Source organism: Pikeienuella sp. (genome assembly GCF_046290545.1).
Classification (GTDB): Bacteria; Pseudomonadota; Alphaproteobacteria; order Rhodobacterales; family Rhodobacteraceae; genus Pikeienuella.
Map to the genome: position 1 here is coordinate 92,643 of NZ_JBKAGV010000008.1, position 24,004 is coordinate 116,646.

The following is a 24,004-nucleotide window of genomic DNA, read 5'->3' on the forward strand; positions in this document are numbered from 1 at the left end:
CCTTCGATGAACGATATGTGTCCGTGCGAAGGACTGTCAATTGAAACTTACAGTTTTTCGCCGCGCCGTCAGGAGGCGGAGACAGGCGCCCGCAGGCAGCGAGAAGATGACAACTCATTGAAATCATGTGATTTCCGAAAATCTCCCTCAACCTGAGCGGGAAAAATCCGCGGGCGATGTTCACGATGCGAAAATCGTTGTCAGGTTTTTTTGACAATCGCGCGCGAAGGCGGCAGAGTGTGCCCATGCCGCTGCGAGTCGTTCGGCCACGATGCGCCGGGCGCTTGCAGACGGGTCCGAACCCGGGAGATGCGGGTCATGCAGAAAGACGCACGTTCGTCAGTCCGGGAGCGGGCCGCGCCGCATCGCAGCGAGGTGAACTCGCTCGCCAGCCGCGCGCTCGCCGTTCTCGCCGCCCGGTCTCCGCGGAGCGGGGAAGCGGCGGAGCCGTCGCTCCTTGCGCTGCTGGAGACGGCGGCCTTCGAGCAGGATCGCGGGCGCAGGCTGAAGGTGCTCGACGATCTGCAGGGCCGCGGCGTCAGCGACGAGAGCATCGTGGATCTCTACATCCCCGCGCTCGCCAGGCGGCTCGGCGAGGACTGGTGCGATGACAGGCGGAGCTTCGCCGAGGTCTCCATCGCCGTGGCGCGGCTCCAGTCCATGCTGCATGACATTGCGGTGGACTGGGCGCAGGAGCGGCCGGGCGCGGCGGATGCGCTGGAAGTCCTCATCGTGGTGAGGGATCAGGAGTACCACACGCTCGGCGCGCTGATCGCGGCCACGCAATTCCGCCGCGCCGGGGCGGAGACGCGCATCGCGCTCGGCGTGACGGACAGTGAAATTCTCGCGGAAGCCCTGTACTCCAGGGTGGACATTGTGGCGATTTCGGCTTCGAGCGGAGAAAATCTTGATTCCGTTGCGAGACTGGTGGAAAAACTCAAGCAGAGAGAGGACGCGCCGGTCGTGGCCGTCGGCGGATCGGCGCTCATGTCCTGCGATGACCTCGCGGCGCGCGTCGGCGCAGACATCGCGACCTGCGATCCGCGAGAGGCGCTGCGGCTGTGCGAACTGACAAGGTCGAAAGACGACAGGACGAAAGCGGGCGGCCGCAAGCCGCCCCAGTCAGCGTCGGCGCCGTGAGCGCGCGGGACGGTTCCCTCTGGCCCGGCCGGACGCTTCCCCAGATCGCGCCGGAAATCCTTACCGACATTCTGGCCCGCGCCTCGGACATCGCCATCGTCGTCGCCGACGGCGGGCTGGTGATGTCCCTGCTGATCAACCCGAACAACCGCTCCTTCGGCCGGCTCGACCATTGGCAGGGCCGCGACCTCAGGGATTTCCTGACGCCGGAGAGCGTGCCGAAGCTCGACGCGAAGCTGGCCGCGGCCGCCTCGGGCGGGGACATTTCGGGGCCGATCGAGCTCAATCATTCCGACAACGCGACCTGGGAATTCCCCATCCGCTACACGCTCCACCCGCTCGGGCGGGACGGGGCGATTCTCATGCTGGGGCGGGACCTGCGGCCGATCGCCGAGGTGCAGTTGCAGCTCGCCAAGGCGCAGCTGGCGCTTGAGCGGGACCATGAGGCGCAGCGGGAATTCGACACGCGCTATCGCGTCCTTCTCAACGTCACGCATGATGCGGTCGTCTTCGTCGCCATCGGCAGCGGGCGGATCACCGACCTCAACAAGGCCGCCGCCGCGCTGCTCGGCGCGCAGCGCGATTCGCTGATCGGCGCGTCCTTCGCGCAGGAATTCGAGTCGCGCCGGGGCGGCGAGGTGATCGAAAGCCTGATCGGCGCGGTGGACCGCGGGCCGACGGAGCTTCGCACGCGCCGCGGCGGGCGCGAGGTGCGGGTCAGCCCCACCCTCTTCCGCGCCGCCGGCGAGCGCCTGCTCGTCTGCCGGATCGACCGGGACGGCGGGGCGGAGCGGAGCGGCGACGAGCTGAGCGAGGGGCTCCAGGGCCTCTACCGCGAAGGGCCGGACGCCATCGCCTTCACCGGGGCGGACGGCGTGATCCGCGCCGCGAACGACGCTTTCCTCGCGATGATCGAAGCGGCGGACCTCGCCGCGCTCAAGGGCCGCCTCTTCTCCGACTTCCTGGGCCGCGGCGGCGTGGACATGCGGATCCTGACCGAGAACGCCGCGCGCGCCGGGCAGATCCGCCTCTACGCCACGCGCCTTTCCGGCGTCTTCGGCTCCGAGGTCGCCGTCGAGATTTCCGCGACCTATCTCGAGGACAGGACGCGCCCCGCCTACGCCTTCGTCATAAGGGACGCCGGGCGGGCCGAGGGCGTGCGCGCCGCCGCCGGCGCGGGCGCCGCCGCAACGATGGACGACCCGTCACGCTCCGTCGTGGACCTCGTGGGCTCCACCACCCTGCGCGAAATCGTGGCGGAGACGACGGAAGTGGTCGAGAAGATGTGCATCGAAACGGCCGTCTCCCTCACCAACAACAACCGCGTCGCAGCGGCGGACATGCTCGGCCTTTCGCGCCAGAGCCTCTATGTGAAGCTGCGGAAATACGGCCTCCTGGAACGCTGAACCGCCGTTCGCCGGCGACGCCCCGCTCCGCGGCGGGGCTCAACCTGCGCCCTGCCCCGCCTTACCTCCGCAATTCCCCCCGATGGAACCCGCCCCCGCAAACGGGGGCGTTTTTCTGTTGAACGCGCCCTGACTGTCAGTAATATCTGACAGTCATGAGCGTCAACCAAGCGATACACCTCCGGCGCGCGCCCGACCCTGCGGCGCTCCTCGAACTCGTCAAGCCGATCACCTGGTTCCCGCCGATCTGGGCCTATCTCTGCGGCGCCGTCTCCTCGGGCGAGCCCCTGCTGGAAAACTGGGGCCTCGCCCTCGTAGGCATGGCGCTCGCGGGGCCGATCACCTGCGGCATGAGCCAGGCCGCGAATGACTGGTGCGACCGGCATGTGGACGCGATCAACGAGCCCAACCGGCCGATTCCCTCGGGCCGCGTGCCGGGCCGCTGGGGGCTCTACGTGGCTCTCGCCATGTCCCTCGTCTCCCTCGCCGTCGGCTGGACGCTCGGCCCCTGGGGCTTCGGCGCGACCGTCTTCGGCGTCCTCGCCGCCTGGGCCTATTCGGCGGAGCCGGTGCGGCTGAAGCGGTCGGGATGGTGGGGGCCGGGGCTTGTCGGGCTCTGCTACGAGGGGCTGCCCTGGTTCACCGGAGCCGCCGTCCTCGCCGCCGGGGCCCCGGCATGGGAGGTCGTCGCCATCGCCGCGCTCTATGCGCTCGGCGCGCACGGGATCATGACTCTCAACGATTTCAAGGCGTTGGAGGGCGACCGGAAGATGGGCGTCAATTCCCTCCCGGTCACGCTCGGGCCCGAACGGGCGGCGCGCTTCGCCTGCTGGGCGATGGCGGTTCCGCAGGTCGGCGTCGTGGGCCTCCTGCTCCTCTGGGAGCGCCCCGCCTTCGCCGCCGCGGTCCTCGCGCTCCTCATCGCGCAGCTCTTCGCGATGCGCGTCCTGCTGCGGGACCCGAAGGGCAAGGCGCCCTGGTATAACGGCGTCGGCGTCGTCCTCTACGTCTCGGGCATGATGGTCTCCGCCTTCGCGCTGAGGGGTTTGTGATGGGCCTTTCCTGGCTCTCCATCGTCCGGCTCGGCCTCGTGCAGATGGCGCTCGGCGCCGTCGTCGTGCTCACGACCTCGACGCTGAACCGCCTGATGGTGGTGGAGCTGGCGCTCCCCGCCGCGCTCCCCGGCGCGCTCGTCGCGCTCCATTACGGCGTGCAGATCAGCCGCCCCCGCTGGGGCTTCGCGGCCGATTCCGCCGGGCGGCGGACGCGCTGGATCGTGCGGGGCATGGGCCTTCTCGGCCTCGGCGCCGCCCTCGCCGCGCTCTCCGTCATCGTGCTGGAGACGCGCTTCGCGGAGGGCCTCGCGCTCTCGATTCTGGCCTATGCGCTGATCGGCTTCGGCGTCGGCGCCTCGGGCACCTCTCTTCTTGCGCTTCTCGCCGCCGGCGCGGCGGAGCGGCGGCGGGCCGCGGCGGCCTCCATCACCTGGCTGATGATGATCTTCGGCATCGCCGTCACCGCCGGAACGGTCGGCGCCCTGCTCGACCCGTATTCCCACGCCCGCCTCATGGTCATCGTCGCGGCGGTGACGGGCGGCGCCTTCCTCGTCACTTGCCTCGCCGTCGCGGGGATCGAGCGCCGCCTCGCGCCGACCCCGCCGCAGCCCGAAGGCGCGCCCTTCATGGAGGCTCTGCGCGAGGTCTGGGCGGAGCCGAAGGCGCGGATGTTCACGCTCTTCGTCTTTCTCTCGATGACCGCCTATTTCATGCAGGAGCTGATCCTGGAGCCCTATGCCGGCCTCGTCTTCGGCTTCTCGCCCGGCGCCTCCACCGGCCTTTCGGGGGCGCAGCACGCCGGCGTCTTCGCGGGGATGCTGCTGGTCGGCGTCGCCTGCACCGGGTTCCGCATCGGTGCGCTCCGCACCTGGGTCGCGGCGGGCTGCGTCGGCTCGGCGGGCGCGCTCGGCCTCATCGCCGCGCTCGGGCCGATGGGGCCGGGCGCGCCGCTGGTGCCCGCGGTCGTCCTACTCGGCTTCTTCAACGGCATGTTCGCCGTCGCCGCCATCGGCGCGATGATGGCGCTGGCCGGCGAGGGGCGGGAGCGGCGGGAGGGGACGCGCGTCGGCCTCTGGGGCGCGGCGCAGGCGCTCGCCGCCGGGTTCGGCGGCCTCCTCGGCGCGGTCGCCGTCGATCTTTCGCGGAGCCTGGTGGGCGCGGACGCGCCGGCCTTCGGGCTCGTCTTTGCGGCGGAGGCGGCGCTCTTCCTCGCCGCCGCGCTCATGGCCATGAGAGTTATGGAAGGCGGGCGCATGGCGATGCGCGCCGCCGCCTTGCCGGGAGAGTGACGATGCAGGACAGGGATTTCGATGTGGTCGTCGTCGGCGGCGGCCCCGCCGGCGCCACGGCGGCGGAGGACCTCGCGCGCTCCGGCGCCCGGGTCGCGATGCTGGACCGTGCCGGGCGGATCAAGCCCTGCGGCGGCGCCGTCCCGCCCCGGCTGATCCAGGATTTCCATATCCCCGACAGCCAGATCGTCGCGAAGATCGCGACGGCGCGGATGATCTCCCCCACCGGGCGCGCCGTCGATATCCCGATCGAGAACGGCTATGTCGGCATGGTGGACCGGGAACATTTCGACGAGTTCCTGCGCGCCCGCGCCGTCGCTGCCGGCGCCGCGCGCTTCACCGGCGCCTACAAGCGGATCGAGCGGGACGATCAGGGCCCCCGCGTCGTCTATCGCGAAAAGGCGAGCGGCGAGGAGCGGGAGCTTTCCTGCCGCCTCGTGATCGGGGCGGACGGCGCGCGCTCGGATGTCGGCCGGCAGGAAGTGCCGGGGGGCGACAAGATCCCCTATGTCATCGCCTATCACGAGATCATCGCCGCCCCGCAGCCCGGCGGCGCCTATGACGCGACGCGCTGCGACGTGATCTATGACGGGATCGTCTCGCCCGATTTCTACGGCTGGGTCTTCCCCCACGGCGCCTCCGCCTCGGTCGGCATGGGCACGGGCGTGGACGGGGTGGACCTGAAGAAGGCCACCGCCCTCCTCCGCGAATCCTCCGGCCTGACGGGCTGCGAGACGATCCGGCGTGAGGGCGCGCCGATCCCCCTCAAGCCGCTCGACAAATGGGACAACGGGCGCGACGTGGTGCTGGCCGGGGACGCGGCGGGCGTCGTCGCCCCCTCCTCCGGCGAGGGGATCTACTACGCGATGGTCGGCGGCCGCGTCGCCGCCACAGCCGCCGCCGCCTGCCTCGCCAGCGGCCGCGTGAAGGACCTTCAGCTCGCGCGCAAGCTCTTCATGAAGGAGCACAAGACCGTCTTCAACGTGCTCCGCGCGATGCAGGACGCCTATTACAAGTCGGACGAGCGGCGGGAGCGGTTCGTCTCCCTCTGCCACGATGTGGACGTGCAGCGCCTGACCTTCGAAGCCTACATGAACAAGAAGCTGGTGAAGGCGCGCCCGCTCGCGCATATCAAGATCGCGATCAAGAACATCGCGCACCTGACCCGGCTCATCCCCGCGGTGTCCACATGAACCAGATGAGCAACCGGGCGCTGATCCCCGCCTGGGTGGAGGGCGCGCTCCAGCCGGTCGAGAAGCTGGAGGCGCATCAGCGCGGCCTCCGGCACAAGGCCGTCTCGGTGTTCCTCATGGAGGGGGATTTCCTCCTGATCCAGCGCCGCGCGATGGGCAAGTATCACACGCCCGGCCTCTGGGCGAACAGCTGCTGCACGCATCCGCACTGGGGCGAGGACCCGGACGACTGCGCCCGCCGGCGGTTGATGGAGGAGCTCGGCGTCGCCGGCGTGACGCTCCGCCACGCCGACCGGGTGGAATATCGCGCCGATGTCGGCGAAGGGCTGATCGAGCATGAGGTCGTCGACCTCTATATCGGCGAGGCGCCGCAAGGGCTGGAAATCCACCCGGACCCCGAGGAGGTGATGGACTGGGAATGGATCGACGTGGAGGACCTCGCGGACGAGATCGGCGAGGACCCGTCGCGCTTCACGCCCTGGCTCTGCATCTACATGGAAAAGCACCGCAACGCGATCTTCGGGCCGCGGGTGGAGGCGGCGGAGTAAGTCGCCGAAGGTCGGGATTTCGAAAGGCCCCGGGCGTCGCCCGGGGCCTTTCGCGTTTCAGGCCCGCTTTTCGCCGAACTTCGGGGAGGCGACGCCGAGCGCGGCAAGCGCCTGCGCCTCGATGTCGGCGGCGGTCAGACCCGCATCCGCATACATCGCCGCCGGGCTCGCATGTTCGATGAACCGGTCGGGGAGCGTCATCGTCCGGATCCGGAGCCCGCTGTCGAGCCGCCCCGTCCGCGCGAGGAAATGCAGCACATGGGCGCCGAAGCCGCCCGCCGCCCCCTGCTCCACCGTGATCAGCGCCTCGTGATGCGCGGCGAGCTGGGCGATGAGGTCCTCGTCCAGCGGCTTGGCGAAGCGCGCGTCCGCCAGCGTGACGGAGACGCCCCGGCGCTCCAGCGCCTCGGCCGCCAGCCGGCATTCGGAGAGATGCGCGCCGAAGGAGAGGAGCGCGAGCCGAGTCCCCTCCTGCACCACCCTGCCCTTGCCGATGGCGAGCGGCGCCCCCCGCTCCGGCATGTCGACGCCGACGCCCTCGCCCCGCGGATAGCGGAAGGCGATGGGCCCCTCGTCATGCGCCGCGGCGGTGGCGACCATGTGGACCAGCTCCGCCTCGTCCGCCGCCGCCATCACCGTGAAGCCGGGCAGGTTGGCGAGATAGGCGACGTCGAAGCTACCCGCATGGGTCGCCCCGTCGGCGCCCACCAGCCCCGCCCGGTCAATGGCGAAGCGCACGGGCAGCCCCTGCAGCGCCACGTCATGCACCACCTGGTCATAGCCGCGCTGGAGGAAGGTCGAATAGATCGCGCAGAAGGGCCGCAGCCCGGAGGCCGCCATGCCGGCGGCGAAGGTCACGCCATGCTGTTCCGCGATGCCCACGTCGAAGACCCGCGCGGGAAAGCGCTTCGCCAGAATGTCGAGCCCGGTGCCCGAGGGCATGGCGGCGGTCACGGCGACGATGCGGGAATCCCGCGCCGCCTCCTCCGTCAGCGCATTGCCGAAGACGGCGGTGTAGGCCGGCGCGTTCGACTTGCCCTTGGCCTGCTTGCCGGAGACGACGTCGAACTTCGCGACGCCATGATACTTGTCCGCCGAGGCTTCGGCCGGGGCGTAGCCCTTGCCCTTCACCGTCAGCGCATGGATCAGCACCGGCCCCGTCGCCCGCGCCCGCGCGGCGCGGAGCACGGGGAGGAGCTGGCTCATGTCATGCCCGTCAACCGGGCCGATATAGGTGAAGCCCAGCTCCTCGAAGAGCGTGCCGCCGGTTCCCATGCCGGTCACGAGCTGGCGCGCGCGCCGCGCGCCCTCGCGGAACGGGCCCGGGAGCGCCGCCTCGAAGCCCTCCGCCATCTGGTGCAGCGGCGTGTTGGCGTAGAGGCCGGAGAGATATTTCGACATGGCGCCGACGGGCGGGGCGATGGACATCTCGTTGTCGTTCAGGATGACGAAGAGCCGCCGCTTCTCGTGCCCGGCGTTGTTCAGCGCCTCGTAGGCCATGCCGGCGGAGATCGAGCCGTCGCCGATCACGGCCACCGCATCCCCCGTCGGGCGCCCCATGTCCCGCCCCACGGCGAAGCCGAGCGCGGCGGAGATCGAGGTGGAGGAATGCGCGGCCCCGAACGGGTCGAATTCGCTCTCGCTCCGCTTCGTGAAGCCGGAAAGCCCGCCCTCCTGCCGCAGCGTGCGGATGCGGTCCCGCCGCCCGGTCAGGATCTTGTGCGGATAGCACTGGTGCCCGACATCCCAGATCAGCTTGTCCACCGGCGTGTTGAAGACGGCGTGGATCGCCACCGTCAGCTCGACGACGCCGAGCGAGGAGCCGAGATGCCCCCCGGTCTCGGAAACGGCGTCGATCGTCTCCGCCCGCAGCTCCCGCGCCAGCTGCGCGAGGTCTCGGTCCGAGAGGGCGCGGAGGTCGGAGGGGCCGGCGACGCGGTCCAGAACGGGCGTGACAGGGCGGGGCATTTCATGCTCCTCTCAGAAAAAAGCTCCGTGGGCCGGTGAGGGCCGCACGGAGCCAGGTTCCTGCATCCAACAGGAGGGGAGACCGGGGGCCTGGGAGGGCCCCCGGACGTCAGGCCCCGCGAGGGGCCGGACCTTGCCGGGGGCTGGTGCGCGCACCTTCGCCCCTCATTCGTCGAGCGTCGCGCCGGGAGCGGAAAGCTCCGGCCAGTCCGCCAGCATGGGCAGGCCCTGCATCGGCTTGGAATAGCCCTTGTGGCAGGTTGCGCAGGCGGCCTTCGGCGCGTCGGCGTGAACCGGCCCGAGCCTCTCGGCGGGCAACACGCCCTCCAGCGGCTCCAGATAGGTCACGTTGAGATCCCGCACCATGTCGATGCCCATGAGCGCACTCGCCCATTGCGGGGTGACCTGCCCCGGGTCATAGAAGGCGCGGCTGTTGTGACAGAAATTGCAGTTCACGTTCAGCGAGTTGGAGAAGTAGTTCATCAGGCTGTAGGTGCGCTCGGTATCCTGCCAGGTGGCCGTGCCGGCGTTCTCCACGCGGGGTTCGAGGTCATGGACCTTGATGTTCCCCTCCTCGACCAGCAGCTTCTGCAGCATGTCCGACGGGAGCGAGGTGGAGCCCGAAACGGCCGTCACCCGGTTCTGCACCGCGCCCCAGCCCGCCATCGCCTCGACGGTCGGGTCGACGCGGTACCAGATGTTGGAGGGCACGACCTCCCCGCGGTGGCAGGTATAGCAGGTGACGCCGACATCGTTGATCGCGGTATGGCCGCCCCAGTCGTCGTTGAGCACCTGCGTCATGGAGATCATCAGGCTGGCGACGACGTCCTGATAGCTGTCCTCCTTGCCGGAATAGAGGTCCGGAATGCCGGTCCACTGCCGCATCGCGCGGGTCAGACCCTCGCTCACGGGGGAGTCGACGATCGGCAGCTCATCGGCGGCCGCCGCCTCGATGGAGGCGGCGTAGCCGTCCGCGGTCGGGTCCGGCCCGGCGGGGAACTTCGTCACCGACATGCCGGTGCCGCGCGGGCCGGTCTGCGAGGATTCGGTCATGTAGGGCCAGCCCCACACCACCAGCATCGCCGCCAAGAACACCGCCCCGCCCACGCCGCCCATCAGGAAGATCGGCTGGAACGGATCCGTCGGATTCTTCCGGTTCCATTCAGTGAACCATTTGGGAAACATCTCAGTTCCCTCCCGCGCTGTAGGCTTCGTAGCCGTAGTCGCCCGTATATTCGGGGGCGAAGTGGTGCTCGACCGCCCAGAGATACCAGTTGTCGACCACGGTGCCGGTCAGAAGGATGCCGATGCCGCCGGTGATCGGGGTGAGGACGGCGAACCACCACGCCCAGCGGTGAATGCCCTCCATCGTCGCGTTGAAGCCCATCGTCCAGCGCCAGAAGAGCGCGGCCCGCTCCGAGGCGGTGCCCCGGTCCGCGATCTGTTCGAGCTCCCGGTCGCCGCCGAAGCGGGTGACCGCGAGGATCGTCGCCCCGTGCATGGCGAAGAGAAGCGCCGAGCCGTAGAGGAAGACGATGGAGAGCGCGTGGAACGGGTTGTAGTAGAGGTTGCCGTAGCGGATGGAGAAGGCCGTCGTCCAGTCCAGATGCGGGAAGATCCCGTATGGCACCCCTTCGGACCATGACCCCATCAGGATCGGCCGGAAGAGCCCGAGCACGAGGAAGAGCCAGATCGCCGCGGCGAAGGCCCAGGCCACATGCTTGCCCATCTTGTGCTCGGCCGCGAGCAGATAGGCCCGCAGCCACCAGGAGATGACCGAGACGAGCAGGAAGAAGCTGGCGATGATGTACCAGCCCCCGTCGCGCAGCGGCGGCATCTGGAGCCCGTATTCCGGGCTCGGCGGCTCGAGCGCGAGCCAGAAGCCCTGCCGCAGGAATTCGGGGATCGACCAGCCGACCTGCGCCAGCATGTTGAGCCCGATGATGTTGAGCGCCAGCGTGCCGGTGGCGAGGCCGATGAGCCCCGTCCAGCCGAGATAGATCGGCCCGAGCTGGGCGTTCCCCATCCAGCCGACGAGGGAGGAGAAGAAGGGCTTGCCCACCCGCTCCCGCGTCATCCGGCCGTTGTCGTCCAGGCCCATTTCGGGCACGCCCTGAACCTGCACCTGGGTGAAGATGTTCTGATATTCGGGCATCTCACATGCCTCCCGTCGCGGTGGCGGTGACGGCGGCCGCGGTCGGGCTCGGCGTCGGCCAGATCGGCAGTTCGAGCCACCAGTTCCACCATTCCGGCCATCCCTCGGTCCATACCGGCCCGGAGATCACGATGCAGATTGCGGACCAGAAGCCGGCGTTGAGCGCCAGCAGGAGGCCGACCCGGTGAATGCCGAGCGTGCCGACCGAATAGCCGATGAAGTCGCGGAAGAAGGTGTCCTCATGGTCCGGGCTCTTCATCTCCTCCCCCTTCTCGGGGTTGGCGGCGGAGAGGATGAGGCCCCCGTGCAGCGCCAGCGCGAGGCAGGTGGCGAAGAAGAACGTCACCGCCAGCATGTGCGCCGGGTTGTAGTGGAAGTGGAGATAGGCGTAGCCCGTGTTCGAAACCCAGTCGAGATGCGAGAAGATGCCATAGGGGAAGCCATGCCCCCAGGCGCCCATCAGGAAGGGCCGGAACACGACCAGCGTGACATAGGCGAAGATCGCGACGCCGAAGGCGACGGGAACGTGATAGCCCATGCCGAGCTTGCGGCAGATCTCCACCTCGCGCAGCGCCCAGCTCACGAAGGCGCCGATGGCGCAGAAGGTGATGATCTGCCAGAGCCCCCCCTCCATCAGCGGCGCGAGGCCGAGGCCATAGGAAAGGTCGGGCGGCGCGATGTTGATCAGCCAGGGGTTCCATTCCCCCTGCTGCGCCGCGCCCCAGAAGATGAGGACCGTGCCGAGCGCGGCGAAGAACGCCGTCGTCACGCCGAAGAAGCCCACATAGAAGGGTCCGACCCAGAAGTCGAAGAGGTCGCCCCCGATCAGCGTCCCTCCGCGGACGCGATATTTTCGCTCGAAGCTCAGTAGCGCCATGTCTCTCGCCTCCGCTGGAATGCGGCCTCTCTCGTTCGATCGTCATCCGGCTTTCCGGATCGCTGCGGGCGAACCTGCCGCCCGCAGCCTTGTCGTCGGCGACCCTGGCCAAGGCCGCCGCGCGTCAGCGTTCGGGGGTCAGCCCCCGGCGGCCTTCTGCGCGGCGAGCTCAAACCAGTTGAAGTGGTCGGTGCTGAGCAGGACGAGGTGAATCATCGCCGCCAGCAGGAACAGGAAAACGCCCTGCGCCACGAAGACGCGACGCGGGTCGAAGACCAGCCAGATCTTGTAGAACTTGCTCATCTTGTTCTCCTCAGAACCACGGGCGCCAAATGAACACGGCCAGATGAGCGACGACGGCCACGATGGTGAACAACGTGAGCCCGCTCATATAGACCGAGTGCAGTTCCTGCGCCTGGTCGTCAGTGAGACCTGTGAACGACAGGTCGGTACGATCAGCCATAAACTCTCCTCCGGATCGTTAGACTGACGCCGCGCCTCCCGGCGGCCGGGGTCTTTCGGGGCATTCGCCCCTCAGACGATCCGCCGACCCGGTCGGGCCGGCGAATGGGGTGTCCCGCGTGACGCTTCACACGGAGAATATCAGCGGCGTGATCTCCCACGCCTTCGCCCAGGCCCGCGCCACCGGCCCCGGCCCGCCCTGCCCGGTCATCCGGGCGTAGACGCAGAAGCCGAAGGCGACCGGCAGGGCCGCAAAGAAGATCAGCGCGAAATAGATCCAGAACTCCGCGCGGGGCTTGCGCTCCGAGTGGTTCACAGGGCCGTTCGAGGTTTGATCGGTCATGCCGTTCCTCCTTTCGGAACTGCGCCGCCGGGCCGGAGCGCGGCGACGGTTTCTCTCCCCACATGGCTCGCCCCGGCCTTCAGCGCGGCGCTTTCGGCGGCGTCGCGGAGGGACTTGGCGGCGGAGATGCGGGTCAGAATCGGGTGCTCGGCGACGATCCGCTCCAGCAGCTCCTGCGCGTCCCCGTCCCAGGGGAGGTCGCGGCGGAGCGTGGCGGGCGTCGCCTCCGCCCGGTCCATGTCGGAGCCGAGCGGGAGAATGTGGAAGAGCGCGTCGAAGAGCGCGTTGCAGACCTCCTGAAGGAGGTAGGTCGCGCCGGCATAGCCCATGAAGGGCGTGCCCGTCGCCCGGCGGATCGCGGCGCCGGGGAAGCTTGCGGGGATGAAGGCCGGCTTCGGGCCGAAGCCCCCGGCCATCTCCGCCATGTACATCTTCTCGTTGATCGAGCCGAGGACGACGAGCGGCCGCCGCCCGTGGATCAGCGCGCGGACCTCGTCATTGTCCGTCTTCTTGCCCCGGATGCGGGAGACGGCGAAGGCGCAGGGAAGGCCCAGCTCGTCCTCCAGGAAATGGCGGATGCCGCGGGAATAGGTCTCGTTCGCCGCGATGCCGAAGCTCGCCGTGGCGAAGAAGTCCTGCGTCACCGAGCGCCAGAGATCCCAGACCGGCTTGATCGTCGAATGCTTCTCCCGCTCGATGAAGGGCTCGGGGTCGAGCCCCAGCATCTCCCCGAGCGTGCGGAGGAATTTCGTCGTCGAGTCGAGCCCGAGCGGCGCCTGGAGGTAGGGCTTGCCCAGCACCTCCGCGAGGCCGCGGCCGAATTCGCGGTACATGACCACGTTCGCCTCGGCGTTCACCAGCTTCGGCATCTCGGCCAGATGCGCGCCGAGCGGCATGACCATGTTGATCTCGGCGCCGATCCCCTCGATCAGCCGGCGGATCTCCGCCAGGTCGGAGGGCATGTTGAAGACGCCGTACATCGGCCCGAGGATGTTGACCCGAGGCTTCTGCCCTTCCTCCAGCGGCTTGGTGGAGGGCGCGCGGCCCTTCGTCATGCCGAATTCGGTGAAGAGCCAGGTCATCGCCCGGTCCGCCGCCTCCCACTGGTCCTCGTCGATCGTGCGGGGGAGGAAGCGCTGGATGTTCGTGCCCTGCGGGGTGACGCCGCCGCCGATCATCTCCGCGATGGAGCCGGTGACGACGACGGCGGGCAGCGCCGGGTCGAGCGTCTTCCAGGCGCGCTTCATCGCGCCCTCCGTCCCGTCCCGCCCCAGCTCTTCCTCGCCGAGGCCGGTGACGACGATGGGAAGCTCATGCGGCGGCAGGCCGTCCGTATAGTGCAGGACCGACGTGACGGGCAGGTTCTCGCAGCCCACCGGGCCGTCGATCACGACCTGAAGGCCCTTGGCGGCGCAGAAGGCGTAGATCGCCCCCCAATAGCCGCCGGCGCGATCATGATCCGTGACGAGCATCAGATCATCTCCTCGGCCTTGGCGGCCCGCGCGGCCTTCTCCAGCTTCTTCTGCCGGAGCGCGCGGTATTGCGGCTGGAGGTTCGGAGACCCTTCCCAGACGCCCGCGCTGTCGCCTTCGCCGACGCCTTCGAAGAAGGCCTTCATCCCGTCCATCCGCGCCTTGTTGCCGATGGCCGCGTTGACGACTTCCTGGAGCGAGCCGGCGCCCGCCGGGCCCATCAGCGGCCGGGCGGAGATGAGATTGGTGAAGTAGAGCGAGGGGATGCCCATCGCCTTGCCCTTCTGCACCACCGGCGTCGTGCCGATGGCGAGGTCGGGGCGGATCGCCTCCATCGCCGCGAGATCGTCCTCGAGCGAGGCGCGGTATTTCACCTTGACGCCGCGCGCCTCCAGCCAGTCCCGGTCCGCCGCGCTCATCTCGGTGCGGTGGCAGGCGGTGCCGACATAGGGCACCTCCGCGCCGCTCTCGATCAGGAGGCGGGCGACGAGAAGCTCGGAGCCCTCATAGCCCGAAAGCGTGATCGTCCCCTTCACCCGGCTGCCCTGGAGCGCGCCGCGGATCGCGGGGAGGAATGCGTTCTGCGCCGCGGCGATCTTCTCCGCCGCCACGCCATACGCCGCGCCGATATTGGCGAGCCAGTCCGCCGTCCCGTCATGGCCGACCGGCGCGGAGCCGACGAGGCTGCGCCCCGCCGCCTCGAATTCCCGCATCGTCGCGGAATAGAAGGGGTGGATCGCGGCGGCGACGCCGCAATCGAGCGCGGCGTAAAGCTCCCGCCATTCCCGGCAGGGGACGACGGGCCCGGCCGCAAGCCCCATCGGCTCCAGCATCCGCCCGATCATCATCGGATCGGCGGGGAACATCTCCCCGATCAGCGCGACGGTCGGCCGGCTGTCCCGCCCGCCCGTCGGGCGCTGCACGGGGCCGGCCTCGGCCTCGGCGCGCGCATAGGCGAGCATCGCGCCGGCGAGCACGTCCTTCGCCTCCGCATGGGTCGGCACGCCGAAGCCCGGCACGTCGATCCCGATGATCCGCACGCCGTCGATCTCCTTCGGCAGGAGCCGCAGCGGCACGCCGGAGGCGGTGGGGACGCAGAGATTGGTGACGACGATCGCGTCATAGCGCTCCGGATCGGCCAGCTTGAAGACCGAATCGCGGATGTCCTCGAAGAGCTTGCCGGTGACGAGGCTCTCCGAATTGAACGGCACATAGCCGACGGAGCGGCGCGCGCCATAGAAATGGCTCACGAAGGTGAGGCCGTAGACGCAGCAGGCCGAGCCCGAGAGCACCGTCGCCACGCGCCGCATCCGCAGCCCGACGCGCAGGCTCCCGAAGGCGGGGCACATGCTCTGCGGCTTGTCGTGCGGCCCGAGCGGATAATCCTTCCGGAACCCGTCGAGGAGTTCCGAATTCCCGGCCTTGCGCGCGGCCGCCTCCATCTCGGAAGCGCCGGCATGGCAGCCGAAGCCGTCCCCCTTGCCGGGGTCGACGGCGAGCGGCGCCGCGACGGCCTCTTTGATTTCGGGGCCGTCGCTCATGCCGAAGCCTCCCGCCGCTGGCCGGAGAAGGGGCAGACTCCCGGCGCCGTCACGCTCTCACGCGCCGGCGCCGGGGCCCTGGCGGGAATGGGGCGGCTCACGGCGCCCCCCTCGAGCGCGATGAGCCGCTGGTCGCATTCCGCCATTCTGTCGAGATCAAACATCGTCGTAGACCACTTCGAGGGATTTCTTCGGCGCGGCGTTCTTGCCGCGCATGTCTTCGTCGGAAGCCGGGGTGAGCACGAAGTCCGCCCCCGTCTCCTCGGCCGAGAAGAGGCCGAGCAGCCCGTCCTGCGTCAGCGGGTGCGGGTGGCCCGGCGGCGCGACGGCCACCGCGTCCCCGAGCCCGGCGAAGAGGTCGCCCCACTGGGATTTCGCGGTGCCGACGATCTGGTAGTTCGCGGATTTCTTGCGGAGGTCGTCATCCTGCGGGATCGCGGCGAGGATCGGGATGCCCACCGCCTCCGCGAAGGCCGCCGCCTCGCCCGTCCCGTCATCCTTGTTGATGACGAGCCCGGCGACGCCGACATTGCCGCCCATCTTGCGGAAATACTGCACCGCGGAGCAGACATTGTTCGCCACATAGAGCGACTGGAGGTCGTTCGAGGCGACGAGGATCACCTTCTGCGCCATGTCCCGCGCGATGGGGAGGCCGAAGCCGCCGCAGACCACGTCGCCGAGGAAGTCGAGCAGCACGTAGTCGAAATCCCAGTCATGGAAGCCCAGCTTCTCCAGCAGCTCGAAGCCGTGGATGATCCCGCGCCCGCCGCAGCCGCGGCCGACTTCCGGCCCGCCCAGCTCCATCGCGAAGACGCCGTCGCGCTTGAAGCAGACATCGCCGATCTTCACCTCCTCGCCCGCGAGCTTCTTGCGGGTCGAGGTCTCGATGATCGTGGGGCAGGCCTTGCCGCCGAAGAGGAGCGAGGTCGTGTCGCTCTTGGGGTCGCAGCCGATCAGCAGCACCCGCTTGCCCTGCTCCGCCATCATGTGGCTGAGATTGGCGAGCGTGAAGCTCTTGCCGATGCCGCCCTTGCCGTAGATCGCGATGATCTGCGTCTTCTTGGTCGGCGGCGCGGTGGGCACTTCGAGCGTCGGCTCGGCGGCCTCCGCGCGCAGGCGCTCGTCGTAATCCCCTTTGAGGTTCGGAACGTCGAGGGTCATGCGGCTCTCCAGTCCAGGATCATCTTGAGGCAGGCGGGGTCGCCGAAGGCCGTGTCGTAGGCCTCGGCGGCGGCGCTCGCGGCGCGGCGATGCGTGACGAGCCCGGCGAGCGAGAGCGCGCCGCTCTCGATCAGCGCGCGCGTCGCCTTCAGGTCGTCGGCGTTCCATTCCGCGGCGATGCGGAACCGCGCCTCCTTCATGAAGGCGGGCGGGAAGGCGAAGCTGATCGGCGCGGGGTAGAACCCGGCGAGGACGATCTCCCCGCCCTTCGCGATCCGCCCGATCAGCGTGTTGAGGAGGGCCGCGTCGCCCGTCGCGTCATAGATCGATTCGTAGTCGCGCCGCGGGTCCGCCTCGGGGTTCAGCACCTCGTAGCCAAGGGCGCCGGAAGCGCGGTCCGGGTTGATCTCCCAGACGGTCGGCGCCGGCGCGCCCGCGGCGACGGTGAGCCGCGCCAGGAGCCGGCCGAGCACGCCGTGCCCGACGATGAGGTCGGGCGGCGCGTTCCGCATACCCGCCATCGCATGGCGAGCCGTGGCCGCCAGGGCGAGGAGCGCGCCTTCGGCGCCGAGCTTCGCGTCGATCCGCGTCGCGCGGGCGCCCGCCGTCACCAGCCGCCGCGCCGCGCCGCCGAAAAGGCCCTTGGCCTCGCGATAGCAGGCCGCGCCGGGGGCGAAGACGTGGTCGCCGGTGCGGAAGCCGCTCTCCGGCCCCGCCTCCACCACCTCGCCCGCGGCCTCATAGCCGGGGACGAGCGGATAACCCATGCCGGGGAACGGGGGCATCTCCCCCGTCCAGAAGAGCTTTTCGGTGCCGGTGGAGATTCCCGAATGGGCGATGTCGACGACGATGTCGCCCGGCCCGGGCTCCGCGAGGGTGAGCGCGCCGAGGGCGAGGTCTTTCGGTCCCTTGAGGATGACGGCTTCTGTCGTCTCCACGCGCTCGGCTCCCTTTCCTGGCGCCCCTTCCGGGGACTCGCGGCGTCTCTCTCTCGCGCCGTATGTGTAAGTCTAGCGTGACAGTCTGTACTGTCAATGTAATTGGACAAGAAATCGGCGCCCCTTAGCGGGGCTTCGTCGCCGTCACGATCGAGGTGACGAATTCGCGCCGCGGGCGGGGGGTCCGCACCTCCGCGAATCCGGCCGCGGAGAGCAGCGCCGCGACCTCGGCCTGCGAGCGGGCGCGGCCCGTCCGCATCGCCATGCAGTAGAATGCGAAATAGACATCCCCCGAACGGTTCGGCCGCGCGCCGCCCGTCATCGGCTCGGAAACGACGATCCGCCCGCCGGGCGGCAGGGCCTCGAAGGCGGCGCGAAGGAGCGCCGCCACCGTCTCGTCCCGATGGTCATAGAGCACGCGCACGAGGCTGATCGCATCCGCCCCGCCGGGCAGCGGCCCGTCCCGGAAACTCCCCGGAACGATCTCCGCGCGCCCCTCCATGCCCGCGGCGCGAAACCGCGCGGCGGCGGCGGGCGCGACGGCGGGCAGGTCGAAGAGCCGAATCTTCAGCGCGGGATTCGCCCGCCCGGCGGCCTCCAGAAAGGCGCCCGTGCCGCCGCCGACATCCATCAGAAGCCGCGTATCGGCCAATGAAACGGCGGCCAGCGTCTCCTCCGCCACCATGATCTGGCTCTTCGCCATCAGGTCGGAATAGCGCGCGGCCGCCTCCGGCTCCTCCGCCGCGGCGGCGCCGAAGACATAGGGCCAGAACCCGGCCAGCTCCGTCTCCGTCTCCCCGCGGAAGAAGGCCGCCGGGTCCTCTAGATCGCGATAGAGTACGCGGTGATGCCGGATCATGTCTTCGAGCCCCGGCGCGCCGAGCAGCGCGGCGCCCTTGCGCGAAAGGCCGAAGGCCCCGCCCCGCATCTCCATCAGCCCGAGCGCGACCCCGGCGCGAAGCAGCGCCGCCATCCGCTCCGCCGGAACCCCGGCGCGGGCGGCGAGCGCGGCGGCCTCCATCTCCCCGCCGCGAAGGGCGCGGAGCGTCCCGAGCTCCACCAGCGCCATCAGCGCCTGGCTGTAAACGAAACCTGACAGGAGATCGAACATCTCCGCCCCCTCCCGCCGCGTCACGGCGCGGGTGAGGGGGAAGCGCGCGGCCCAGGCCTGAAAGCGCGGGTCGGAGACGAGTCCGTTTCGCCAGCGCCGCCAGCGCGCGGAAAGGCTCATGCCCGCCGGCGGCTCCGCCGCCGCCGCCAAGGCTAGACCGCCCGGCGCAGCGCGGCGGCGGGCGCGATCGGCGTCAGCCGCTCCGCCTGCGCGCGGACCATCGCGCAAAGCGCGGCCTCGCCGGGGCAGGAGGGGATCGAGGCGATGGCGCCCGAAAGCGTGTTCTTCAGCCGGGTGATCGCGCCGGAGACGCCGTATTCCGCCACGGCGTTGGGCCGGGCGTGGATCTCGTCCTGATGCGCGGGCTTGCCCAGCGTCTCCTCGTCATAGAGCGCGTCGCGAAGGTCGTCCGCCACCTGGAAGGCCTCGCCGATCCGGGCGCCGAGCTCCGTCCAGGCCTCGGGCTCCTGCCCGGCGGCGACGGCGCCCATCCGCGTCGCGGCGGTGAAGAGCGCGCCGGTCTTGGCGCGGTGATAGGCGAGGAGGTCGACCTTCGGCTCGCTCTCCCAGCCCTGCCCGGCGCAGATGCCGTTCGGCATGCCGGTCGATTCGGCGAGGATGCGGATCAGCTTGATCCCCCGCGCCGGTTCGCGCTCCGCCGCCTGGGCCAGCACGTCGAAGGCCATGACGATCAGGCTGTCCCCGGTCAGGAGCGCGATGGGCTCGCCATAGGCCTTGTGGACGGCGGGCTTGCCGCGGCGGATGTCCGCATCGTCGAAACAGGGCATGTCGTCATGGACGAGGGAGGCGCAATGGATCAGCTCCAGCGAAGCCGCCGCCGCGTCCGCCAGCGCGGGCCGGTCGTCGCCGCAGGCCTTGGCGACCGAGAGGAGGATGGTGGGCCGGATGCGCGCCCCGCCGGGGAATACGGCATGGGCGAGCGCGGCGGCGAGCCTGGCCGGCGCCGCCTCGCCATTCCCCTGCCCTTGCGAAATCGCGGCTTCGAGCGCCGCCTCGACACGGTCCGAGATGCCCATGCGCGTCTCCTGTCCTGCGCGACCGTCCAGTGAAGTGGACAGTCAGTGTAAATTATGATGGACAGTCGGCCCCGCCGAGTCAACGATGGCGTCATGCTGAAGGCCGAAAACCGCGCAGAGAACCGCGCAGAGAACCGCATCGTGATCGTCGGGGCCGGGATCGGCGGCCTCGCCGCCGCGCTCGCGCTCACCGCCGCGGGGCGCCGCGTGACCGTGTTCGAACGCCACGCCCATATCGGCGGCAAGGCCCGGAATGTGGAGACGGCCGCAGGCCCCGCCCCCGCCGGGCCGACGGTGATGACGATGCGCTCGGTGTTCGACGGGCTCTTCGCCGCCGCGGGCGCGCGGCTCGACGATCATGTGCGCATCCACCGCGAGCCGCTCCTCGCCCGGCATTTCTGGCAAGACGGCTCGACGCTGGACCTGACGGACGATCCGGCGGCGAACGAGGCGGCCGTCGCCGCCTTCGCCGGCGCGCGCGAGGCCGCCGCCTTCCGCCGCTTCGCCGCCGATGCGCGCCGGCTCTACGACGGATTCGAGAAGCCGATGATGGAGGCCGCCGCGCCGACCTTCGGCGCCCTCGCGCTTCACGTCCTCCGCCATCCCTCGCTCATCCCCGCGATGACGCCGCACCTGACCCTCGCGCAGGCCCTCGCCCGCCGCTTCGCCGACCCGCGCCTCCGGCAGCTCTTCGGCCGCTACGCCACCTATGTCGGCGGCGCGCCGGGCCGGAGCCCCGCGCTCCTCTCCCTCATCTGGGAATCGGAATCGCGCGGCGTCTGGCGCGTGGAGGGCGGCGTCGCCGCGCTCGCCGCTTCGATGGCGCGGCTGGCCGAGGCGCAGGGCGCCGAGTTCCGCCTCGGCGCCCATGTCGAGGAAATCGAGACGGAGCGCGGCGCCGTCGCCGGCCTCCGCCTCGCCGGCGGCGAGAGAATCGCGGCGAAAACGATCCTCTTCAACGGGGACCCGGCGGCCCTCCGCCGCGGCCTCCTCGGGCCGGGCGCAGGGGGCGCGGTCACGAAGGCCGCAATCTCCCCCCGCTCCCTTTCCGCCTATGTCTGGAGCTTCGCGGCGGAGCCGTCCCGCCCGGACCTCGCCCATCACAACGTCTTCTTCGGGCCGGACCCGGCGCGGGAATTCGGCCCCATCGAGGCGGGCGCCATGCCCGATTCCCCCTCGCTCTATGTCTGCGCGGCCGACAGAGGCGGGATCGGGGGCGAGAACGCCGCGCCGGCCGGGCCGGAGCGGTTCGAGATCATCATGAACGGCGCGCCGGACGAGCCCGGCCGCGTCGAGGAGCGCGAAAGATGCAGGGACCTGACCTTCGGAACGCTGGCCCGCTTCGGGCTGACCTTCTCCCCGGCGCCGGGGCCGGAGAGCCTGAGCAGCCCGCGGGATTTCGCGGCGCTCTTCCCCGGATCGGACGGCTCGCTCTACGGGCGGAGCCCGCACGGGGCGATGGCGGCCTTCGCGCGGCCGACGGCGCGGAGCCGCGTTCCGGGGCTCTTCCTCTGCGGCGGGGGCGCGCATCCGGGCGCGGGGGTTCCGATGGCCGCGCGCTCCGGCCTGCGCGCGGCCGAGGCGATTCTGGCGGGCCCTTCTTCGACATCCATGTCGGCCCGGACGGCTACGCCTGGTGGTATCTCGACGGGATCAGCGACGACGGGGCGCGCGCCGTCTCCGTCATCGGCTTCATAGGCTCGGTCTTCTCGCCCTGGTATCGCTGGAGCGGGCGGCGCGACCCGGCGAACCATTGCTGCATCAACGTCGCGACCTACGGCCCCGGCGGCCGCTTCACGATGACGGACCGGGGCCGCGCCGCGCTCCGCCTCTCGCCCGGCAAGTTCGAGGTCGGCCCCTCATCGATGCGATGGGACGGGGCGCGCCTGATCGTCGAGATCGACGAAATCTCCACCCCGCACCTCACCCGCCTCCGCGGCCGCATCGTCCTCACCCCCTCCGCGATCACCGATGTCGAATTGCCGCTGACGGAAGACGGCGCCCATGTCTGGCGCCCGTTCGCGCCCGTCGCGAAGATCGAGGTCGAGCTGGACCGCCCGGGCTGGGCATGGTCCGGCCACGGCTATCTCGACGCGAATTTCGGCACGCGCGCGCTGGAGGCGGATTTCTCGCACTGGTGCTGGGGCCGCTTCCCGACCGCCTCGGGCGGCGCGCTCGCCTTCTACGATGCGGAGATGCGGGACGGATCCCGCTTCGACGCCGCCTTCGCCTTCGGGGCGGACGGCTCCGCCCGCGCCGTCGAGGCCCCGCCCCCCGTGCGCTTCGCCCGCTCGCTCTGGGCCGTGAAGCGGGAGACGCGGGCCGACCCGGGCTTCCGCCCGCGTCAGGTCATGTCGATGCTGGAAGCGCCCTTCTACACCCGCGCCGTGGTCGAGACGGAGATCGGCGGGGAACGCCTCACCGGCGTTCACGAGGCGCTGGACCTTGACCGCTTCCGCGGCCCCTGGCTCATGCCCATGCTCGCAATGCGCGTCCCCCGCCGCGCGGGCTGGACCTTCAGGCCGGGCGCGGCTCCGGATTGAGCCGCATGACGGACCAGTTCAGCGCCCCCGCCACCGTGACCCAGAGCAGATAGGGCGCGATCAGCAGCCCCGCGAGCGTGTCGAGCTGGAGAAACGTCCAGAGCGTCGCCGCCACCGCGAGCCAGAGGAAGCTCAGCACGATCATCCCCGCCATCATCTTCTTCAGCCCGAAGAAGACCGGGGACCAGAGCGTGTTGAGCGCGATCTGCAACGCCCAGAACGCCATCGCCAGCGCGGAGCCTTCCAGCGGCGCGACCATCGCGGCCGAGGCGGCGATGCAGATATAGAGCACCGACCAGGCGACCGGGAACAGCCAGTCCGGCGGCGTCCAGGAGGGTTTCGCGAGGTTGCGATACCAGTCCCCGGGCGAGAACATCGCGCCCGTGGAGCCCGCAGCGGCGCAGGAGGCGAAGAAGACGATGAAGAGGAGCCAATCCATCCGGCGTTATATAACCGCCGGAGCGGAAAAATCGACCTCGCCCTTCATCACCACGACGCCGGAGCCCCCGACCTTCACGCCCTCGATGGCGGAGGCCGCGCCGAGCACCTCGACCGAGGCGCGCCCGGGCCGCCCCATGTCATGCCCCTGCTCCGCCGTGAACCGCCGCCCGATCAACCCCTCCGAGAAAAGGAGCGCCGCCATGCACCCGGTCGCGGAGCCGGTGAACGGGTCCTCCGGCGGGAAGGGCGGCGGCAGGAGCAGGCGGGCGAAGGTCTCCCCGTCCGCCGTCGCGCCCTTGGTGACGCAGAGGAAGGGCTCCATGAAATCCGCATCCTCCGCCGCCTTGAAGGCTTCGAGCGCCGCCGGGTCGAGCCGCGCCGCGCGCAGCGCGCCGAGCGAGCCGAGCCGCGTGACGAGGAAGGCCGAGCCGGTGGAGACGGTCCGCGGCGTCCCCGCCACGTCGATCTCCTTCAATCCGTAGAGCGCGGCGATGGCGGCCGGGTCATAGCTCCGCCCGAAGACCGGCGCGGGCTGCGTCATCGTCACGAGCGCGGGGCGCCCCGGCCGCGCCTTGACCTCGATCGGCATCACCCCCGCGCCGACCTCGAGCGTGAAGGCGGAGGGCGCCGCAACGCGCCCCGCGGCGATCAGCGCCGTGACGGTCGCCACCGTCGGATGCCCGGCGAGCGGGATTTCCCCGGTCGGCATGTAATAGCGCGCGCCGAAATCCGCCTTGTCGGAGGAGACGACGAAGGCGCATTCGACAAGCCCCGTCTCCTTCGTGAAGGCGATGCGCTCCTCCACGGGGATCGCGTCGGCGTCGAAGACGACGGCGCAGGGGTTGCCGCCGAAGCGCGTCTCGGTGAAGGCGTCGATCCACCAGACAGGGTTCAAGACCCGGTCCCTTCGGGCATCTTCTCGTGCAGGTCGCGGATCTCCGCCGGCATGTATTTCTCGTCATGCTTGGCGAGAACTTCGGAGGCGATGAACACCCCGTCCACCACCCGCCCGTCGGCGACGGCGCCCTGCCCCGCCTTGATCAGGTCGGGCAGCACGCCCTCGAACCGGACTTCGACCTCCGTCTCGAAATCGGTGAGGCGGAAGATGTTGAGCGCCCCCTTTTCGAGGCTGCCCTCCACCACCATCCCGCCGACCCTGAGCCGCTCCTCCGGCCCGCGCGGCTCCGCCGCAAGCTCCGTGGGCGTGACGAAAAAGGCGATCGTGTCCTGGAAGGCGATGGAGACGAGCGCGGTCGCCGCCGTCATCAGAACGCCCCCCGCCACGATCAGCGCCATCCGCCGCTTCTTCCGGGTCAACGCCATG

Annotated in this window: 24 protein-coding genes; 8 read left to right on the forward strand and 16 right to left on the reverse strand. The window is 70.1% G+C overall.

What is annotated here, in order from left to right:
• Positions 1 to 318 precede the first annotated feature (318 nt).
• The 6 genes from ACE37J_RS06670 to idi all read left to right on the forward strand — a co-directional run bounded on the left by ACE37J_RS06670 (position 319) and on the right by idi (position 6,631).
• Positions 319 to 1,140, forward strand: coding sequence for a B12-binding domain-containing protein (locus tag ACE37J_RS06670; RefSeq protein ID WP_409708948.1), 822 nt, complete (start codon positions 319 to 321; stop codon positions 1,138 to 1,140).
• A complete protein-coding gene (gene ppsR, locus ACE37J_RS06675; RefSeq protein ID WP_409708951.1) occupies positions 1,137 to 2,546 on the forward strand; it encodes a transcriptional regulator PpsR in 1,410 nt (469 codons plus the stop codon). Before ACE37J_RS06670 ends, ppsR begins: the two co-directional genes overlap by 4 nt.
• Before the next feature lie 155 nt (positions 2,547 to 2,701).
• A complete protein-coding gene (gene chlG, locus ACE37J_RS06680; RefSeq protein WP_409708954.1) occupies positions 2,702 to 3,598 on the forward strand; it encodes a chlorophyll synthase ChlG in 897 nt (298 codons plus the stop codon).
• Positions 3,598 to 4,890 (forward strand): BCD family MFS transporter, encoded by a 1,293-nt coding sequence (locus tag ACE37J_RS06685; protein ID WP_409708957.1) that lies wholly within the window; start codon positions 3,598 to 3,600, stop codon positions 4,888 to 4,890. The genes chlG and ACE37J_RS06685 overlap by 1 nt, the downstream gene beginning before the upstream one ends.
• Positions 4,891 to 4,892: 2 nt before the next feature.
• Complete coding sequence (locus tag ACE37J_RS06690) at positions 4,893 to 6,083, forward strand: geranylgeranyl diphosphate reductase (RefSeq protein ID WP_409708960.1); 1,191 nt, start codon at positions 4,893 to 4,895, stop codon at positions 6,081 to 6,083.
• Positions 6,080 to 6,631: an isopentenyl-diphosphate Delta-isomerase gene (gene idi, locus ACE37J_RS06695; protein WP_409708963.1), complete on the forward strand. Its 552-nt coding sequence runs from the start codon at positions 6,080 to 6,082 to the stop codon at positions 6,629 to 6,631. The genes ACE37J_RS06690 and idi overlap by 4 nt, the downstream gene beginning before the upstream one ends.
• A gap of 57 nt (positions 6,632 to 6,688) precedes the next feature.
• Here the strand turns inward: idi and dxs are convergent, their stop codons facing one another.
• The 13 genes from dxs to ACE37J_RS06760 all read right to left on the reverse strand — a co-directional run bounded on the left by dxs (position 6,689) and on the right by ACE37J_RS06760 (position 19,696).
• On the reverse strand, positions 6,689 to 8,599 hold the full coding sequence (gene dxs, locus ACE37J_RS06700; protein WP_409708966.1) for a 1-deoxy-D-xylulose-5-phosphate synthase: 1,911 nt from the start codon (positions 8,597 to 8,599) through the stop codon (positions 6,689 to 6,691).
• A 165-nt stretch (positions 8,600 to 8,764) separates the two neighbouring features.
• A complete protein-coding gene (gene pufC, locus ACE37J_RS06705) occupies positions 8,765 to 9,784 on the reverse strand; it encodes a photosynthetic reaction center cytochrome PufC (protein ID WP_409708969.1) in 1,020 nt (339 codons plus the stop codon).
• 1 nt (position 9,785) lies between these two features.
• A complete protein-coding gene (gene pufM / locus ACE37J_RS06710) occupies positions 9,786 to 10,754 on the reverse strand; it encodes a photosynthetic reaction center subunit M (RefSeq protein WP_409708972.1) in 969 nt (322 codons plus the stop codon).
• Position 10,755: 1 nt separating this feature from the next.
• Complete coding sequence (gene pufL, locus ACE37J_RS06715) at positions 10,756 to 11,631, reverse strand: photosynthetic reaction center subunit L (RefSeq protein WP_409708975.1); 876 nt, start codon at positions 11,629 to 11,631, stop codon at positions 10,756 to 10,758.
• A gap of 138 nt (positions 11,632 to 11,769) precedes the next feature.
• The gene (pufA, locus tag ACE37J_RS06720) at positions 11,770 to 11,934 is read right to left on the reverse strand and encodes a light-harvesting antenna LH1, alpha subunit (RefSeq protein ID WP_409708978.1); all 165 of its coding nucleotides are present in this window, start codon (positions 11,932 to 11,934) and stop codon (positions 11,770 to 11,772) included.
• Between the two features lie 10 nt (positions 11,935 to 11,944).
• Positions 11,945 to 12,094 (reverse strand): light-harvesting antenna LH1, beta subunit, encoded by a 150-nt coding sequence (pufB, locus tag ACE37J_RS06725; protein ID WP_409708981.1) that lies wholly within the window; start codon positions 12,092 to 12,094, stop codon positions 11,945 to 11,947.
• Positions 12,095 to 12,220: 126 nt separating this feature from the next.
• Positions 12,221 to 12,436 carry a cytochrome PufQ gene (gene pufQ / locus ACE37J_RS06730; protein ID WP_409708983.1) on the reverse strand — a complete coding sequence of 72 codons (216 nt, stop codon included), beginning with the start codon at positions 12,434 to 12,436 and terminating at the stop codon, positions 12,221 to 12,223.
• Positions 12,433 to 13,908 carry a chlorophyllide a reductase subunit Z gene (gene bchZ, locus ACE37J_RS06735; protein WP_409708986.1) on the reverse strand — a complete coding sequence of 492 codons (1,476 nt, stop codon included), beginning with the start codon at positions 13,906 to 13,908 and terminating at the stop codon, positions 12,433 to 12,435. Before bchZ ends, pufQ begins: the two co-directional genes overlap by 4 nt.
• Positions 13,908 to 15,350, reverse strand: coding sequence for a chlorophyllide a reductase subunit Y (bchY, locus tag ACE37J_RS06740; RefSeq protein WP_409709282.1), 1,443 nt, complete (start codon positions 15,348 to 15,350; stop codon positions 13,908 to 13,910). Before bchY ends, bchZ begins: the two co-directional genes overlap by 1 nt.
• Positions 15,351 to 15,605: 255 nt before the next feature.
• On the reverse strand, positions 15,606 to 16,610 hold the full coding sequence (locus ACE37J_RS06745; RefSeq protein WP_409708990.1) for a chlorophyllide a reductase iron protein subunit X: 1,005 nt from the start codon (positions 16,608 to 16,610) through the stop codon (positions 15,606 to 15,608).
• Positions 16,607 to 17,548, reverse strand: a complete 942-nt coding sequence (gene bchC / locus ACE37J_RS06750) for a chlorophyll synthesis pathway protein BchC (protein ID WP_409708993.1) — start codon at positions 17,546 to 17,548, stop codon at positions 16,607 to 16,609. Before bchC ends, ACE37J_RS06745 begins: the two co-directional genes overlap by 4 nt.
• A gap of 124 nt (positions 17,549 to 17,672) precedes the next feature.
• Positions 17,673 to 18,779 carry a methyltransferase gene (locus tag ACE37J_RS06755; RefSeq protein WP_409708996.1) on the reverse strand — a complete coding sequence of 369 codons (1,107 nt, stop codon included), beginning with the start codon at positions 18,777 to 18,779 and terminating at the stop codon, positions 17,673 to 17,675.
• Between the two features lie 32 nt (positions 18,780 to 18,811).
• A complete protein-coding gene (locus ACE37J_RS06760; protein ID WP_409708999.1) occupies positions 18,812 to 19,696 on the reverse strand; it encodes a polyprenyl synthetase family protein in 885 nt (294 codons plus the stop codon).
• 93 nt (positions 19,697 to 19,789) lie between these two features.
• On the opposite strand from ACE37J_RS06760, the gene crtD reads away from it, so the two are divergent.
• Complete coding sequence (crtD, locus tag ACE37J_RS06765; protein ID WP_409709002.1) at positions 19,790 to 21,394, forward strand: 1-hydroxycarotenoid 3,4-desaturase CrtD; 1,605 nt, start codon at positions 19,790 to 19,792, stop codon at positions 21,392 to 21,394.
• The gene (crtC, locus tag ACE37J_RS06770; RefSeq protein WP_409709285.1) at positions 21,349 to 22,239 is read left to right on the forward strand and encodes a carotenoid 1,2-hydratase; all 891 of its coding nucleotides are present in this window, start codon (positions 21,349 to 21,351) and stop codon (positions 22,237 to 22,239) included. Before crtD ends, crtC begins: the two co-directional genes overlap by 46 nt.
• Here crtC and tspO read toward each other — a convergent pair.
• The 3 genes from tspO to ccmE are packed head-to-tail and all read right to left on the reverse strand — an operon-like array spanning position 22,214 to position 24,003.
• Entirely contained in the window at positions 22,214 to 22,678 is a 465-nt protein-coding gene (gene tspO / locus ACE37J_RS06775; protein ID WP_409709005.1) for a tryptophan-rich sensory protein TspO, read from the reverse strand. The two genes, crtC and tspO, sit on opposite strands and share 26 nt — an antisense overlap.
• A gap of 6 nt (positions 22,679 to 22,684) precedes the next feature.
• Positions 22,685 to 23,575 (reverse strand): PhzF family phenazine biosynthesis protein, encoded by an 891-nt coding sequence (locus ACE37J_RS06780; protein ID WP_409709008.1) that lies wholly within the window; start codon positions 23,573 to 23,575, stop codon positions 22,685 to 22,687.
• A complete protein-coding gene (ccmE, locus tag ACE37J_RS06785; protein ID WP_409709011.1) occupies positions 23,572 to 24,003 on the reverse strand; it encodes a cytochrome c maturation protein CcmE in 432 nt (143 codons plus the stop codon). Before ccmE ends, ACE37J_RS06780 begins: the two co-directional genes overlap by 4 nt.
• Position 24,004 lies beyond the last annotated feature (1 nt).